The sequence below is a fragment of the Mycobacterium senriense genome, assembly GCF_019668465.1.
GTDB lineage: Bacteria > Actinomycetota > Actinomycetes > Mycobacteriales > Mycobacteriaceae > Mycobacterium > Mycobacterium senriense.
On sequence record NZ_AP024828.1, the window covers coordinates 970,032 to 985,671 of the forward strand.

Below are 15,640 nucleotides of genomic sequence, written 5' to 3' on the forward strand. Positions count from 1 at the left end.
CCTTCGAGGAGGAATCGATGACCGCCACGCAACCGTCCCCCCGGATCGTCTTGACGACCCCCGTGCGCCGGACGGGAGCGCTCGCGCGACTGCGCGAGGCCACGCCGACCAGCCGAGTCATGCTGGTGGCCACCATGGTGTCGATGGTCACCTTCCTCGACACCACCGTCGTGAATCTGGCCCTGCCGGCCACCGCGCGCGATCTCGGCGGCGGCCTGTGCCTGCAGCAATGGATAGTCGATGGCTACCTGCTGGCGCAGGCGGCCATGATTCTGCCGGGCGGGTCGATCTCGGACTTGTTCGGGCGTGTGCCGGTAATTCGATTCGGGCTGTTGGCATTTGGGACGGGCTCGGTGCTGGCGGCTACCGCGGCGACGCCAACCATGCTGATCACCGGCCGCATCATCCAAGGCCTGGGTGCGGCGTTCCTGGTCCCCGGGTCCCTCGCGTTGATCAACTCCACCTTCGACCGCGGGGACCGTCCCGCGGCCATCGGGTCCTGGACCGCCTGGACCGGCACCGCGTTCGCGCTCGGACCGCTGCTGGGCGGCTTGGCGGTGGACCTGCTGAGTTGGCGATGGATTTATATTTTGTCGGCCGTTCCGATGGTCATCGGTTTCGCTTTGACGTACTGGCTGTCCCCCGTGCCTCGGCCCAACCACCACGTCCCCCTCGACGTTGCAGGGGCTTTCTTCTCGGCTGCCGGGCTGGCCGCCACCGTGTATGCCCTCATCGAATCACGAGAACGCGGCTGGGCCGACCCGCGCGTCGCCGCGTCGCTGGTGGTGGGAGTGGGCGCACTGGTCGCCTTCGTGGCATGGCAGCGCCGCGCCGCTCACCCCTTGGTGCCGCTCAGTCTTTTCGCCGTCCGCAACTTCGCGGGCGCCAATGTCAGCACAGCGTTCGTCTACGGCGCCATCGCCATGGGTGCTCTTGCCATCTCGCTCTATACCCAAGAGGTCGCCGGATATTGCGCGACCGTGGCGGGGTTGGCCACGCTGCCCACCCCCGTCATGTCGTTTCTGTTCGCAAAACGCGTCGGCGTCCTGGCCGCGCGGATCGGACCCCGGGTCTTTCTGACGACCGGCCCGATGCTGGCCGGAGTGGGGCTGCTACTCATTCGTCCCGGGCACGGATTCAACATCGTCACCCACCTGCTGCCCGGGACGATCGTGGTGGCCATCGGTTCGGTATTGACCCTTGCGCCGCTGGCGGCGGTGAATTTGTCTTCCGTCGAGCCGGCCCGGAGTGGAGTCGCAGCGGCCATGCAAAATGCGGTGGGCAGGACGTCGGCGCTGACGTCGGTGGCCTGCGTGGGACTGATCGCCGCCGGGTCGCTGACCGACGCCAGCTTCGCACGGCTACTGCAGGTCGCCGCCGCGTTGTACTTCATCGCCGCGTTGGTCGGCGGCGTCTTCGTCACCAAGCCGATCAGCTCCACCGAACCCGCGCCACGGGCGTTCGCCAAAGCTCTGTAGCACGGCCAGCGCCGACGCCGCCACGTCCTTTTCCAGCCAGCTCGGCATCGGGTCGTCGTGCGCGTGGCGACGCACCACGGCGTAGGGCAGGTCAGCCACCGCTCGCGCGACGGCGTCGACGGATCGCGGCTTGTTGTTGCCATACAGTTGACGGGCCAACGCCGAGACGCGCTGCGTCAGTGGGGCGTTCATCGCGGCGAGGGTCCGCTGGAATGCCGCGTCGGGCTCGTCGTCGAGCAGGTCGCCGGGCCGGATCGTCAACAACAGCCGGGCATCCTTGGGCAGGGCGCGCGCGAAGCCGACCGCGGCCACGGCCATCGCCACGGCGGCGGCCGTCGGGGTATCGCCCTCGGCCGCCAGCGCCCGCGCCTGGAAGCGTTCGAGCGCCCGCAGCCACGCCGCGGTCAGGATGCCGTCGCGGTTGCCGAACCGGTGATACAACGTGCCCGCCGGCGCGCCACTGGCTTTCGCGATGGCGGCCACGCTGGCCGCGCGCGGGCCGCCGTCGAGCACCAGCGCCCGGGCGGCGTCGAGAATCACATCGGTTTCATGCTTCCGCGGAGGTGCCACGATCTAGTACGATCCTTCTATATGGAACGATTACCCTATATCGATGAGCATGCCATAACCATCGACGCCGACCGCGAAGACACGTGGGCGGCGCTGCTGCGGGTGATGTGCCGCGACCCGCACGACCCGTCGACCGTGCCGTTCGGCTTCGTCCTGGACGAGGCCCGACCACCGGCGCGATTCGCCCTCAAGGGACGCCACTGGTTCGCCGTCTACCGATGGGTCTTCGAGCTGGACGCGCTCGACGGCTCCGCGCGCACCCGGCTGCGGGCGGCCACCTGGGCGGACTTCCCCGGCATCCACGGTAAGGCCTACCGGGCGCTGGTGATCGGCACCGGCGGGCACCGCATCGTCGTGCGACGAACCCTGAAAAGTGTTGCGGCAGCGGAGCTCGACGCGCGGGCAGAGACCGGCGAGACCGCGGCCGATTACGTGGACGTCTTCGAAGTACCGCTCACCGCCGGCGACGCGCGCACGGCCGAACAGGCCTTTCGCGACGGCCTCGGCGACAGGCCGGGCGCGGGCGGAAAGCTCGTGTTGTGGATCCACCGCAACGTGCTGCGGTTGCACCTGGGGCCGGTCCGCTCCGCCGGGCACCTGATCGGCTGGCCGATAGTCCGGTCGGATCCCGACGAACTGGTGTTGGCGACGCGCGGGCCGCTGATGCGCGGGGAGCTGACGCTGCGCCGCCAGGACGGCCGACGGGCGGTGCTCACCACCCGCCTGCACTATCGCCGCCGGATGGCCGCCCGGACGGTCTGGGCGTTGATCGGCCCGCTGCATCGGGTCGTGGCGCCACGGCTGATGCGGCGCAGCGCCCGTAGCGTTCCGGCGGCGCAAGGCTGATATTTGCAGCTTACTGCAATCTTGCCTATGACTGCATATTGCGGTTATGGTGGCCATTCTGGGGCGGCAACGAATCGAGGGATCCTTGATGACGGTCACTGAAAACACGGCACTTCCCGTGCACGAGTTCATGAACGACCCGATCGACTTCTTCGGCCAGTCCTACACGCAGATGCACAGCATCGGCCGCCTCGAGCTGGAAGAGCTGCAGCGCCAGGCCATGCGCGTCCGATTCGCCGAGCATTACCAAAGCATCGAGATCCTGCGCAAGCTGGCCGATCGACTGGGCATCAGCGCACTCGAACAATTCGATGACGTTGTGCCGCTGCTGTTCTCGCATACATCCTTCAAGTCTTACCCGGCGGCGCTGATCGACAGGAAACGCTTCGACCTGATGACCAAGTGGCTGGACAAGCTCACCAGCTACGACCTGACCGGCGTGGACACCACCGGCTGCACCGGGATCGACGACTGGATCGACCGTCTCGACGCACAGACTCCGCTGGAGGTCATCACCTCCAGCGGCACCACCGGCACCATCTCGATCCTGCCCAAGGACAAGCGCGGCGCCGAAGAAGGCATGACGCTGTGGAAGATCTGCCTATTTCAGGCTTTTGGTCACGAACCGACGGAGGCGGAGCTCAACCCGTCGGTCGACGTGGTGTGGCCCAACTTCGCCAGCGGCAAGCTCGGCCATCTGCGCATCGCCGACATGATCAAGCGGGGTTTCACCGGCGGCGACGAAACCAGATTTCACGCGCTGTATCCCTTTGCGGTGGACACCGATCTGATGTTCCTGGCCTCCAAGATGCGTGCGGCGGCATCGCGCGGCGAACTCGATCGGCTCGAGATCGATCCGGCGCTCGCCGCCCGCAAGGACGAGTTCATCGCGATGCAGGCGCGCCAGGCCGAGGACATGGATGCGTTCTTCACCCGCATCACCGACCAGCTGCGCGGCAAGCGGGTCTTCATGCTGGGCACCTACCACCTGATGTACGACATCGCCAAGGCCGGACTGGACCGCGGCGTGCGCAACGTATTCTCTCCCGACTCGGCGATTCTCACCGGCGGCGGCATGAAAGGCGTTGCACTGCCGGAGGATTTCATGGACGTCATCAAAGACTTCCTCGGCGTCGACCGCATCCAGGTCGGTTACGGCTTCTCCGAATCGAGCACGTTCCACTGGGGATGCAGCCACGGCCGCTACCACGTTGCGCCGTGGGTCATCCCGTTCGTGCTCGATCCCGACACCAGCGAGCCACTTCCCCGCACCGGTGTACAGACCGGCCGTGCCGCCGTCTACGACATCCTGCTGCGCGCCCACTGGGGTGGTGTCATCTCCGGCGACGAAGTCACGATCGACTGGGATCTGCAATGCCCGTGCGGACAGGCCAGCGTCGCGTTCGAGAAGGACATCATCCGCTACAGCGAGAAGCAGGGCGTTGAGGACGACCGGATCACCTGCGCCGCAACGCAGGAGGTGCACAACGAAGCGGTCAACTTCATGAAGGGTGTGGAGCTGTGATCGCGTACACCGTTCCACTGTTCTTGCGGGGCCGGGTCATCACCGACGATCTGGTGCCATTCGAGACCCGCATCGGCGCCTCGCAATTCCAGGCGCCGGACATGAGCAAGTACGTCGAACGCCTGCCGCTGAGCAGCCCCGGCCAGCTGAGCGACCTCTACGAGCTGAGCTTCGACGAGATCCTCGATGTCCTCGCCGCCCTCGGCAACGCGCTGAACTTCGACACGAACACCCACCTGCAGGAGGCCTACGAGGCCTCGCTGGTTGCCAACGTGTTGCCGGCGGAGATGCTCGAGAACAGCTATCGCGTTCTGCCCCCGTTGTTTTCCCGTGGCAACGTCACCGAAATCGCCGACACCCAGGTGGGGCTCGATTACTTGAACGGTTGGGTGCCGCGCACGTTGAGCGACGGCCGTGAATTGCGGGTGCGCGCGTTCGGGTCGCGCGTGCTGCACATCCCCGCGGGCAACGGCGGCCTGGTCTCGGCGGTGACCATCCTGCGTTCGGTGATCACCCGCTCCGACGTCATCATCAAGGCGCCGTCCAACGATCCCCTCACCGCGATCGCCATCGCCCGCACCCTGGCCGACATCGCACCGGATCACCCGATCACCAGGCATCTGGCCGTTGGCTACTGGAAGGGCGGCGACCTGGCTGTCGAGGAAACGCTGTACCAGCCTCATCACATCGAAAAGATCGTGGCCTGGGGCGGATTGGCATCGGTCAGGCACGTGACCCGCTACATTCAGCCCGGTTTGGAGCTGATCGCGCTGGACCCCAAACGCAGCGCGACCATCATCGGTGCCGAGGCATTCGCCGACGACGAGACCCTGCGCGAGGTGGCCCGCCGCGCGGCGATCGACATCGGCGTGGCCAACCAGGAAGGCTGTGCCAACGCCCGGGTCATCTACGTGCTCACCGGAACCGACACCGCGGGCCTGGCCAACGCCAACCGGCTCGGCGAGCTGATCTATCGCGAACTGGTAGGCCTGCCCGCGGTCGTCAGCACCGCGCCGCGCTACCCCAGCCGAGAACTGCTCGACCATGTCGAGGCCTCGCGAATGGCCGAGGATTTCTATCGCGTCGTCGGCGGCGAGCAACGCGAGGGGGCCATCGTCGTCTCTCAGATCGACGAACCGGTCGATTATTCGCCGATGTTGGCTGGTCGTGTCGCGAACATCGTCCCGGTAGATAGCATCGACAAGGTGACCGCCGCCGTGAATGCCTACACGCAGACCATCGGCATCTATCCCGAATCGCTCAAGCGCCGGCTGCGCGACATCCTGCCGTTGTTCGGCGCGCAGCGACTGACCAGCCTGGGATATGCCTGCAGCGTGGCACTCGCCATGCCGCAGGACGCCATCGAACCGATCCGTCGGATGTGTAAATGGATCGTCGACGAGGAATGCGATCCGAGCGTCGTCGTCCCGCTGTGGCAGGCCGCGCCCGCATGACCGACCGTCCCACCGCACTTCGCGTCATCGACGGAATCGACCTGTCCGGCAAGACATGTGTCATCACCGGGGCATCATCGGGGCTGGGCCGCGAGTCGGCCCGGGCGCTTGCCGCCGCGGGGGCGCACGTCATCCTGACCGCCCGCAATCGCGATGCGCTCGCGGAGACCGCCCAGTGGATCGCGGCCGAGACGCCCGGCGCCAGGACCTCGGCGGTGCAGCTCGACCTCACCGCGCTGTCCAGTGTTCGCGCGGCGGCAAGCGCGATCGGTGACATCACGCCGGTGGTGCACGTGCTGATGAACAACGCCGGCGTCATGTTCACCCCATTCGGCCGCACCCGGGACGGCTTCGAATTGCAGATCGGGACAAACCATTTCGGGCACTTCGAACTCACCCGGCTGCTCGTCGGAGAGCTCGCCGCGGCAGGCAGCGCGCGGGTGGTCATCCTGTCCTCGGGCGGCCATGTGATGGGTGACGTCGACTTCGGTGATCTCAACTGGGAGCGCCGTGAGTACGACAAGTTCGTCGCCTACGGCGCCGCCAAGACCGCGAATGTGCTGCACGCGGTGGAGGCCGACCGACGCCTGCGTGACTTCGGGATCCGTTGCTATGCCGTGCATCCCGGCACGGTGGCCACCTCGCTCGCGCGGTACATGTCTCGCGAGGACTTCTCGCAGCTGCGTAAGTTCGCCGCCGAAAACAGCCCCGAGCCCTCCGACGGCTTCCTCGACTTCGTCATGCCCGAACAAGGCGCGGCCACCCAGGTGTGGGCCGCCGTCAGTCCCGAACTGGCCGCCCGCGGCGGCCTCTACCTGGAAGACTGCGCAGTCAGCGCGGCGGCACCGCACGCTTGCGACGAGCGGCGCGCCGCCGAACTGTGGGACCTCTCCGAGAAGCTCTGTGCCACAGCATGAGTAGGGTGGAGCGACGCAAACGCGAGGTGCGGGAGCGGATTCTGACGGCCGCCTTCGACCTGTTTTTGGATCACGGTGTCGGGGCCACCACCATCGAGGAGATCTGCGAACGCGCCGACGTGGCGAACCGAACGTTTTTCAACCATTTCGCCACCCGGCAGGACATGGTCCGCGCCCTCGCCGAGCAGCGGCTGGTCAACCTGCACCACGTCGTGTTCGATCGCGCCGACGAGGCGATCCCGGCGCGGCTTGTGGGTGTGTTCGACGACATCGCCGCGACGTTGGCCGGATCGGGCGACACCTACCGCGAGTTGATCGGGGAAATGCTGGCCACCAGTGGCTACGGCATCCAGCGCGGATCCAACCTGCACGACACGTTTGTCGAGCTGGTCAAGGAGGGGGTGGCGCGCGGTGAGGTGAGTCCGCGCCACGACGCACAAACCTTGGCGGACATCATGGTTGGCGCCCTGTCCGGGGGCATCCTCAACTGGACGCTGGACCGGACCTATTCGCTCGATACCAACCTGCACAACCTCGGTGCCGCATTGGCCGGGTTGCTCACCGCCGACGCCGGTTCATAGCTCGGGAAGCGGCGACCAGTCCCGGGACAGCTGTGCGGTGAAGCGCGGCGCACGACGATCGAGGAATGCGGCGACGCCCTCGGCGGCATCGGCGCCGCCCATCACCCGCTCGTGCAGCAGGGTTTCCAGCGCGGCGACCTGTCGCGGCGTGTAGCGATTGATCGCGCTGTCCCACAGCAGGCGTTTGCACAGCGCCGCCGACATCGGCGCCACGTTGACCGCGATGTCGCGGGCGACGGTCAGCGCATGGTCGAGCACCCGCTCGGCGGGCAACGCGCAGTTGGCGACACCGAGCGCGGCGGCCTCGGCACCGCCGAACGTGCGCCCGGTGAGCAGGATGTCGGCGGCCACCCCCAGAGTGGTCAACTGGGTCAGCGTCCAGTGCGACATGCAGTCGGGCAGCACACCCCGGCGGACCTGCACCACACCGTATTTCGCGTCCTCGGCGACGATGCGGATGTCGGCCTGCAGCGCGATGGTCAGCCCGATGCCGATGGCGTGGCCATTGATCGCGGCGATCACCGGTTTACGCAACTCGAACGCCGCCGGGGTGATCGGCGAGGCCGAGAACGTGCCGTCGCCCGCGGGTGCGTCGAACGGGCTTGCGTCGCCGGAGAAATCGGCACCGGCGCAAAAGGCGCGCCCGGCGCCGGTCAGGACGATGGCCCGGACGTCGTCGTCCCCGTCACAATCCCGGTACGCGCGGCCCAGCAGCTCGCCCATCTCGGCGGTGTAGGCGTTGAGACGCTCGGGCCGATTGAGTGTGAGTACCGCTACGCCCGAATCGATTTCGACGGTCAGGTCGGTGCTCATGGCAGCGCGGGCACCCGGTGCAGGGCACCGATCATGTCGGCAACCTCCGCAGGGCGCGGGGTGTAGCCCGGAAAGTAACAGCACACCTCGTCGGCGTGCTCGCCGAACCGGGCGGCGATCTGCTCAGCACACTGCTCGGGCGTTCCCACGATGCCGATCCGAGCCACCATCTCGTCGGTGATCAGCCCGCGCATCTCGGTGAAGCGGCCCTGCTTGGACAGCGCGTTGAGCTCGGGCTGGACGTCGTCCCAACCCTCGACCTGCAGCACGGGCAGGTAGGCCGGCGTGGAGCCGTAAAACGCGATGAGGGAGGCCACCCCGTTGATCGCGGTCGCCAGGTCGGCCTCGTCGCGACCGACGGCAACCATGGCCTGGGCGACGATCTGAAACTCGCTCAACGTCCGCCCCGAGCGGCGCAGCCCCTCACCGATGGCGGGCAGGGTGCGCTCGGCGAAGTGACGGGCACTGTTGAACGGCATCACCAACAGGCCGTCGGCGACCTCGGCGGCGGTGCGCGTCATCACCGGACCCAACGCACCCAGCAGCACCGGCGGCGGTCCGAACGGGTTGGGGCCGGGATTGAAGTTGGGCGCCATGATGGTGTGCGTGTAGAACTCGCCGCGGAAGTCCAAGCGGGCCTTGCCTTCCCACGCGGCAAAGATCGCCTTGATCGCGGCGATGGCTTCGGCCATCCGCGGCGCGGGCCTGTCCCAGCTGCTGCCGTAACGCTTCTCGATGTGCACCTTGATCTGCGAGCCGAGGCCGAGCCGGAACCGGCCGCCGCTGTAGAGCTGCAGGTCGTAGGCCGAGTGCGCCATGTGTAGCGGGCTGCGCGGCGGGGCGATCGCCACGTTGGTCATCAGGTCCAGGCCGGTCGTCCCGGCGGCGATCAACAGCGGGAAGAAGACGTCGTGCTGGCCCTCGAAGGTGAACAATCCGTCCGCGCCCGTCGCGGCGATCTCGGCGGCACTCGCCGCCGCCTGCGCCGGGGAACCGCTGACCTGAAGCTGTACCTTCATGCGCCCGTCCTTACCTGCCCGGTCATTCGGAAAGCTGAAACTCCACCACCTCGGCGACCGCTTCCACCGCCTCGCGCAGCGCGACGAGGCGGGCGGCGGCCGTCGGTGCCGACAGCACCGAATAGCGATCGGCCGTGCCGATCGGGATGCGAGCTGCCAACGCGAACAGGCGCTTTCCCGCCGGACCGCCCCGGTCGTCGCCCAGGATCACCTCGCGGCCGGGGAGCTTGATGTCGCGCGCTTGCGCGATCCGCTCGAACAGCGCCATGGCCCGGTCTTCGACGTCGAGCAATTGATCGTCCGACACCGCCTCGCCCGGCTCGTCGGGCCACGGCGTGACGGTCGCCCGGGGATACGGGTCGTCGGGCAGCCACTCCGACACCCGAATGCGTTCCCCGGTAAGGCAATTCAGTATGTATTGACCGTCTCCTTGATCGACGCATTCGGTGATCCGCGACAACACACCGACGTCGCAGCGCGCGTCGCCGCCACCAACCTCACGCCCGCGCGAGATCAGTACCACCCCGAACGGGTCGCCGGTGTCCATGCAGTGCCGCACCAGCGCGCCATAGCGCGGCTCGAAGATCCGCAACGGCAGGTTCTGGTCGGGCAGCAGCGCCGACTCCAGCGGAAACATTGCCAGCTCAAGGGGTTCCGTCATCAGATTTCCAGTTCGGCCACCAGTGCATCGACGACCGCACGCAGGTCGCCGTCGTGTTCCTCGGCCACCCGGCGCTGCCGCTGATAGGAGGCACCCTGCCGGGGGATGTCGGCAACCGCGGCCAGCTCGTCGACACAGTTCAACTTCCTGGCCACCGGCTCCAGCCGGTTCAGCACCTCGTCGAGATCCTCGGTGACCAGCCGCTCGTTACTGTCTGCGTCCAGGATGATCACCGCGTCCAGGCCGTAGCGAGCAGCGCGCCACTTGTTCTCCTGGTTATGCCAGGGCGGCATGCTCGGCAGCGACTCGTCGGCTTCCAGCCGGCGATCCAGATCGACCACCAGGCAGTGCGTCAGCGCGACCAGCGCGCCCAACTCGCGCAGGTTGGACACGCCGTCGCAGATCCGCATTTCGATCGTGCCCAGGTGCGGGGAAGGCCTGATATCCCAACGCACTTCGTCGACGTGGTCGATGATTCCGGTCTTCTTCTGGTCGTAGACGAAGCGTTCGAATTCCGCCCAGGTCTGAAATTGGAACGGCAGCCCGGCGGTGGGCAGCTGCTGAAACATCATCGCCCGGTTGCTGGCGTACCCGGTGTCCACACCCGTCCACCATGGCGACGACGCCGACAGCGCCAGCAGGTGCGGGTAGTAGTTCAGCAGCGACGTCATGATCGGCATCACCTTGTTCGGCGAGGAGATGCCGACGTGCACGTGCACACCCCAGATCAGCATCTGCCGCCCCCACCACTGGGTGCGCTTGATCAGTTCGGCGTAGCGCGGGGCGTCGGTCAGCTTCTGAGAAGTCCACTGCGCGAACGGGTGTGCGCCGGCGCAAAAAAGCTCCATGCCCCGCTCCCGCACGATGCGGCGCGCCGGCCCCAGGGTCTGCCGCAGATCCTCCATGGCCTCGCCCGTGGACTGGCAGATTCCGGTGACCACCTCGACGGTGTTGCGCAGCAATTCCTTGTGTACACGCGGGTTTTCACCGATCTCGGCGATCACCGCGGTGGCCTCGTTGCTCAGGTCGCGGGTGTGCGCGTCGACGAGGGCGAACTCCCACTCGACCCCGAGGGTCGGCCGTGCCGAACGGGCGAAGTCGATGTGGGTGTTGGCCGTGTTAGCCGGCACCGATGACACCGCACGCCACCCGCTTGCCGGGGTCACCGGTACTCATCGTCGTCATGTCGTTGGGGCCCGGATTGGTCTGGTTGTTGCCCGGGGCGTTGGCGGAGTTGGCCGCACCGGCGTGAATGATGATCGCCGTCTTCTGCCCGGTGAGCAAATCCTCCATGGCGAACGCGTCCGTGGTGGTCATCAACGTGCCGGAGCCGTCCTTGCGTACCTGAAAGGAGGGTAGGGCTCCGCTGGCGGGCTCGCCGGTGTGTCCGGGCGCCTGGAAGTGGTCGCCGGCGGACAGGAAGTCCCCCGGCGCGCCGCCGGTCGGGGCGACCGAATTGGGCTCGCACTTGCCGACCTGGTGGATGTGTACATCGTGGAAGCCGGGCGTGAGCACACCGTTGGCGGTCGTCTCGATGGTGACGGTGGCGTAGCCGTTGTTGAATTCGAACGTCGCATTGGCGACCTGGGTGCCGTCCGGCGCCTTCAGGTGCGTGGTGATGCTCGGGGCCGTCGCGGGCCCGGGCTCCGAGGCTTTGGCGCCCGACGGCGACGGTGATCCGGTCCAGATCGCGGGGGTGGTACCCGGAACGGACGACGCGTGCTCGGGCGACGAGCAGGCACCCAGCAGCACGGCGCCACCGGCCAGAACCAGAGGCAGCTTTCGCATAGCCAGCAGCCTATCGCCTACCTAGCCCGCGACGAGGACGATGACACCCGGCGGCTCGCCGCTGAGTGCGGGGATTCGCGGTTCGACGGGCGCGCCCAGACTCTTGCCCACCGCATCGGCGGTGGCGTGCTCGTCGCCGGCGTCGGTGTAGTAGACCGTGGTGGCCGAGACGTCGGGCACCGCCATGTTGTCGACCTTGGTGACTTTGAACCCGGCGGACGTCAGTTGGTCCTTGGTGCGCGCGCCGACACCCTCTTTCGAGGAGATGTTGTAGATCTGCACGTCGGCCTGGGTGCTGGCCGGCTTGTTGGTGGGCGACGCCGACGTCGAGCTGGTGGCACTGGCGCTGGACCCCGCGGACGCCGAATCGTCGTCAGAGCTCCCGGACGAACCCAGGGCCTGCCAACCGAGCAGCAGGAAAATGACGCCGAGGAACAACAGCACCATCACCATGGCCCGCAGGGGCAGCCCGGTGGAGTCGGGAACTCGTTCTTTCATCGAGCCCTACTGTAACGAGTCAGGTCACCTCGAAGCCGAGGCGCCGCGCCGCACGTGCCTTCTGCCTGCTGGCGCGCAGCCGGCGCAGCCGTTTCACCAGCATCGGATCGGCGGCCAGGGCCTCGGGCCGATCGACGAGCGCGTTGAGCACTTGGTAGTAGCGCGTCGCCGACATGGAGAACAGCTCCTTGATGGCGTCTTCCTTCACACCGGCGAACTTCCACCACTGGCGCTCGAAGGCCAGGATGTCGTGCTCGCGGCGGGTCAGCCCATCTGCGATCTCAGAGTCGTCCCCCGATCGATTTGCCCGCGCCATGGCGCTGTCCATATCGCTTCCCCTGGACCCTTCCGGCGAATTCCGAAGTGCTCGAATGACTTGACTTAGCTAAGGGCGTGTTTCGGCGAATATTGAAACACGCGCCAAACCCTCAAGCCGTCATCCAGACCCGCGAGTCGGCGGATTGGCCAAGATTGCCCAGACTCCGATCGCGGGCTGAGCAGCCCACGGGCGTGCGGTAGCTTAGCCGACCATGGCAGTCGTTCCGATCCGGATCGTGGGAGATCCCGTCCTGCACACCCCGACACAGCCGGTGCCGGTCGCTGCCGACGGTTCACTGCCGGCGGATCTGGCCGAGTTGATCGCGAACCTGTACGACACCATGGACGCCGCGCACGGGGTGGGGCTTGCGGCCAACCAGATCGGGGTCAGCCTGCGGGTCTTCGTCTACGACTGCGCCGACGACCGGGGCCGCACCGACCGCCGCCGCGGCGTCGTCGTCAACCCGGTCCTGGAAACCTCCGAGATACCCGAGACCATGCCCGACCCGGACAACGACGACGAGGGCTGCCTTTCGGTGCCCGGCGAATCGTTCCCGACCGGACGCGCCAAGTGGGCGCGCGTCACCGGACTCGACGCCGACGGCCAACCGGTCTCCATCGAAGGCACCGACCTGTTCGCACGGATGCTGCAGCACGAGACCGGGCATCTGGACGGCTTCCTCTATCTGGACCGCCTCATCGGCCGGCACGCCCGCAGCGCGAAACGCGCCGTCAAATCCCACAACTGGGGCGTTCCCGGCCTCTCCTGGATGCCCGGCGAGGGACCGGACCCCTTCGGCCACTGATGATTTCGTGGCCCGACCCGGGAACCCGGGTGACGGTTCGCTACCGCCGCCCGGCCGGTTCGGTGCCGCCGCTGACCGATGCGGTGGGCCACCTGCTGGCGGTCGAGCCGATGGTACGGGTGCAGACGAAGACCGGCGCGGTCGTCGAGTTCGCGCCCTCCGACGCGGTCGCGCTGCGCGTGCTCACCGACACCCCCATCCGCACCTCGCAGATCCGCGCGCTCGAGCATGCCGCCGCCGCGGCCTGGCCGGGCGCGGAGCACTCCTGGCTGGACGGCTGGCTGCTCCGCGCCGGCCACGGCATCGGGCTCGCCGCCAATTCGGCAGTGCCGCTGTATTTTTCGGCCCAGGTGAGCACCGTCCCGGCGATCGTCGACTGGTATGATCGCCGCGGCCTGACGCCACGACTTGCCGTGCCCGATCGGGTGCTGCCGTCACCGCCCGGGCTGACCGTTGAACGCACGGAACGGGTTGTGGTGCGCGATCTTTCCGGCGCGGCAGCCCGCGATGCCGGCCCGTCCGTTGCCTTGTCCACGCGCCCCGACGACGCCTGGCTGCGGATATCGGGCGGCGACGTCCCGGTCGACGTGCTCACCGCCGTCCTCGACGGCGAGCTCGCGTTCGCACGGCACGGCGACGCAGCGGTCGCGCGTGCAGCGGTGACCGGCGCACCCGATGGCGCGCGCTGGGTGGGCATCTCGTGCCTGCGCTTCGCGCGTGACGCCGACGAGCGGACGGCGGCGAACTTGTGCGAGGCGTTGCTGGCGTGGGGCGCCGGGCTCGGCGCAACGCGCGGCTACATGTCGGTGCCCGACACCGGCGCGACGACCCTGGCCGCGGCACTGGGATTCCGGCTGCACCACCGCCGCCGCTACGTCCCGGTGCGCCCCGGCGGCTGGGATAGCGTCTAGCCATGCCCGACGAAACCTTTGATGGCGGCGATCCGGCGCGCCCGGCTTCGCCGCGCTTGGAATCGCCACTGCGGCTGGCCACCTGGAACGTCAACTCGATTCGCTCCCGGCTGCCGCGCGTCATCGACTGGCTGGCCCGCGCCGACGTCGACGTGCTGGCGATGCAGGAGACCAAATGCTCCGACAGCCAGTTCCCCACCCTGCCGTTCTTCGAACTCGGCTACGAGGTCGCCCACGTCGGTTTCAATCAGTGGAACGGCGTGGCGATCGCGTCGCGCGTCGGCCTCGATGACGTCCAGATCGGCTTCGACGGCCAACCCAGCTGGAGCAGCAAGCCCGAAGTCGCCGCCACCGCGGAGGCCCGTGCCCTGGGCGCGACGTGCGGCGGCGTCCGGATGTGGAGCCTCTACGTTCCCAACGGTCGAGCCCTGGGCGACCCGCACTACACGTACAAACTCGAATGGCTTGCCGCACTGCGTGATTCGGCGGAAGGTTGGCTGCGCGACGATCCCAACGCCGCGATCGCACTGGCCGGTGACTGGAACATCGCCCCGCAAGACGACGACGTCTGGAGTATGGAGTTCTTTGCCGGGGCCACGCATGTCTCCGAGCCGGAGCGCCGCGCGTTCGAGGCCATCGTCGAGGCGCAATTCGCCGACGTGGTGCGCCCTTTCGCGCCGGGTCCCGGGGTCTATACGTATTGGGACTACACCCAACTGCGGTTCCCGAAGCGACAAGGCATGCGCATCGATTTCATCCTGGGCTCGCCGGTTTTGGCGGGCCGCGTGACCGACGCGCAGATCGTCCGCGAAGAACGCAAGGGCAAGGCGGCCAGCGATCACGCGCCGGTGCTCATCGATGTGCGCCGTGACTAGCCAGGCCCGTCACGGCCGGGCACCACATTAAGCTCTGGCAAATTCGGTGCGCCTTCTCGTTGTCTGCGCGATCGCTTGGTGGCAGGCTTTAAAAATCAATAGCCAGAGCAGGGAGTCATCATGAGTGTCATCGGCGGAGCAGTCCGAGGCGTGAGTCAGGCGGTGAACCGCGCGGCGACCGCAACGACCGCGGCCGCCGGTGCCGTGGGTGGCGCGGCGGTCAACGGGGTCATCGGCGGCGTCACCGGCGCCGCGGAGGGCGTCAAACGCGGGATGAACAGCGGCAGCCACTCGGCCCCCGCGGCGGCGCTGGCCTTCGGCGCGCTGGGCGTCGCCGGATTGGTGGAGTGGCCGCTGTTGGTTGCGGTCGGCGGCAGCGCCCTGCTGTTGCAGAAGCTGAGCCGCAAGCAGGAGGCCCAGCCCCGCGCCGTCAAGGCGAACCTCATAGCGGTACCGGCGGAGCCGGCGCCGCGGAAATCGGCGCCCGCGAAAACCGCCAGCAAGTCCACGGCCAAGAAAACGGCCGGACGCCGCGCGGGCTCCACGGGGTTGCGCAGCACCAACTAGGCGTATCCGCCGT

The 15,640-nt window shown here is 67.6% G+C and carries 17 protein-coding genes and 1 pseudogene; 10 read left to right on the plus strand and 8 right to left on the minus strand.

What is annotated here, in order from left to right; translation table 11 throughout:
* The first annotated feature begins 17 nt into the window (after positions 1–17).
* Positions 18–1,478: an MFS transporter gene (locus tag MTY59_RS04725; protein ID WP_250160714.1), complete on the plus strand. Its 1,461-nt coding sequence runs from the start codon at positions 18–20 to the stop codon at positions 1,476–1,478.
* On the opposite strand, the pseudogene MTY59_RS04730 reads toward MTY59_RS04725, so the two are convergent.
* Positions 1,455–2,048 (minus strand): annotated as a pseudogene (locus tag MTY59_RS04730) (TetR/AcrR family transcriptional regulator); the annotation flags it as partial. The gene MTY59_RS04725 and the pseudogene MTY59_RS04730 overlap by 24 nt on opposite strands.
* Before the next feature lie 21 nt (positions 2,049–2,069).
* Between MTY59_RS04730 and MTY59_RS04735 the strand changes: the two are divergent.
* From MTY59_RS04735 to MTY59_RS04755, 5 genes are all read left to right on the plus strand, one after another.
* A complete protein-coding gene (locus tag MTY59_RS04735) occupies positions 2,070–2,894 on the plus strand; it encodes a DUF2867 domain-containing protein (RefSeq protein WP_221044649.1) in 825 nt (274 codons plus the stop codon).
* An 88-nt stretch (positions 2,895–2,982) separates the two neighbouring features.
* Positions 2,983–4,419, plus strand: coding sequence for a long-chain-fatty-acid--protein ligase (locus MTY59_RS04740; protein ID WP_221044650.1), 1,437 nt, complete (start codon positions 2,983–2,985; stop codon positions 4,417–4,419).
* On the plus strand, positions 4,416–5,873 hold the full coding sequence (locus MTY59_RS04745; RefSeq protein ID WP_221044651.1) for an acyl-CoA reductase: 1,458 nt from the start codon (positions 4,416–4,418) through the stop codon (positions 5,871–5,873). Before MTY59_RS04740 ends, MTY59_RS04745 begins: the two co-directional genes overlap by 4 nt.
* Positions 5,870–6,790, plus strand: a complete 921-nt coding sequence (locus MTY59_RS04750; protein WP_221044652.1) for an SDR family NAD(P)-dependent oxidoreductase — start codon at positions 5,870–5,872, stop codon at positions 6,788–6,790. Before MTY59_RS04745 ends, MTY59_RS04750 begins: the two co-directional genes overlap by 4 nt.
* Positions 6,787–7,371, plus strand: coding sequence for a TetR/AcrR family transcriptional regulator (locus tag MTY59_RS04755; protein ID WP_221044653.1), 585 nt, complete (start codon positions 6,787–6,789; stop codon positions 7,369–7,371). Before MTY59_RS04750 ends, MTY59_RS04755 begins: the two co-directional genes overlap by 4 nt.
* Here MTY59_RS04755 and MTY59_RS04760 read toward each other — a convergent pair.
* The 7 genes from MTY59_RS04760 to napA are packed head-to-tail and all read right to left on the minus strand — an operon-like array spanning position 7,366 to position 12,478.
* Positions 7,366–8,184 carry an enoyl-CoA hydratase-related protein gene (locus tag MTY59_RS04760; RefSeq protein ID WP_221044654.1) on the minus strand — a complete coding sequence of 273 codons (819 nt, stop codon included), beginning with the start codon at positions 8,182–8,184 and terminating at the stop codon, positions 7,366–7,368. The genes MTY59_RS04755 and MTY59_RS04760 overlap by 6 nt on opposite strands.
* The gene (locus MTY59_RS04765; RefSeq protein ID WP_221044655.1) at positions 8,181–9,203 is read right to left on the minus strand and encodes a TIGR03617 family F420-dependent LLM class oxidoreductase; all 1,023 of its coding nucleotides are present in this window, start codon (positions 9,201–9,203) and stop codon (positions 8,181–8,183) included. Before MTY59_RS04765 ends, MTY59_RS04760 begins: the two co-directional genes overlap by 4 nt.
* A 22-nt stretch (positions 9,204–9,225) precedes the next feature.
* A complete protein-coding gene (locus MTY59_RS04770) occupies positions 9,226–9,864 on the minus strand; it encodes an LON peptidase substrate-binding domain-containing protein (RefSeq protein WP_221044656.1) in 639 nt (212 codons plus the stop codon).
* Positions 9,864–11,003: a glutamate--cysteine ligase gene (locus MTY59_RS04775; RefSeq protein WP_221046255.1), complete on the minus strand. Its 1,140-nt coding sequence runs from the start codon at positions 11,001–11,003 to the stop codon at positions 9,864–9,866. The genes MTY59_RS04770 and MTY59_RS04775 overlap by 1 nt, the downstream gene beginning before the upstream one ends.
* Positions 10,984–11,652, minus strand: a complete 669-nt coding sequence (gene sodC, locus MTY59_RS04780; RefSeq protein WP_221044657.1) for a superoxide dismutase[Cu-Zn] — start codon at positions 11,650–11,652, stop codon at positions 10,984–10,986. Before sodC ends, MTY59_RS04775 begins: the two co-directional genes overlap by 20 nt.
* Positions 11,653–11,673: 21 nt before the next feature.
* Complete coding sequence (locus MTY59_RS04785; RefSeq protein ID WP_221044658.1) at positions 11,674–12,150, minus strand: LytR C-terminal domain-containing protein; 477 nt, start codon at positions 12,148–12,150, stop codon at positions 11,674–11,676.
* Positions 12,151–12,169: 19 nt separating this feature from the next.
* Positions 12,170–12,478, minus strand: a complete 309-nt coding sequence (gene napA, locus MTY59_RS04790) for a nucleoid-associated protein NapA (protein ID WP_007768412.1) — start codon at positions 12,476–12,478, stop codon at positions 12,170–12,172.
* A gap of 202 nt (positions 12,479–12,680) precedes the next feature.
* On the opposite strand from napA, the gene MTY59_RS04795 reads away from it, so the two are divergent.
* The 4 genes from MTY59_RS04795 (at position 12,681) to MTY59_RS04810 (ending at position 15,627) form a co-directional block, all read left to right on the plus strand.
* The gene (locus MTY59_RS04795; RefSeq protein WP_221044659.1) at positions 12,681–13,274 is read left to right on the plus strand and encodes a peptide deformylase; all 594 of its coding nucleotides are present in this window, start codon (positions 12,681–12,683) and stop codon (positions 13,272–13,274) included.
* Entirely contained in the window at positions 13,274–14,185 is a 912-nt protein-coding gene (locus MTY59_RS04800; RefSeq protein ID WP_221044660.1) for an N-acetylglutamate synthase, CG3035 family, read from the plus strand. Before MTY59_RS04795 ends, MTY59_RS04800 begins: the two co-directional genes overlap by 1 nt.
* Before the next feature lie 68 nt (positions 14,186–14,253).
* Entirely contained in the window at positions 14,254–15,060 is an 807-nt protein-coding gene (locus tag MTY59_RS04805) for an exodeoxyribonuclease III (RefSeq protein ID WP_221046256.1), read from the plus strand.
* 120 nt (positions 15,061–15,180) lie between these two features.
* Positions 15,181–15,627 (plus strand): hypothetical protein, encoded by a 447-nt coding sequence (locus MTY59_RS04810; protein WP_221044661.1) that lies wholly within the window; start codon positions 15,181–15,183, stop codon positions 15,625–15,627.
* The last annotated feature ends 13 nt before the right edge of the window (positions 15,628–15,640 follow it).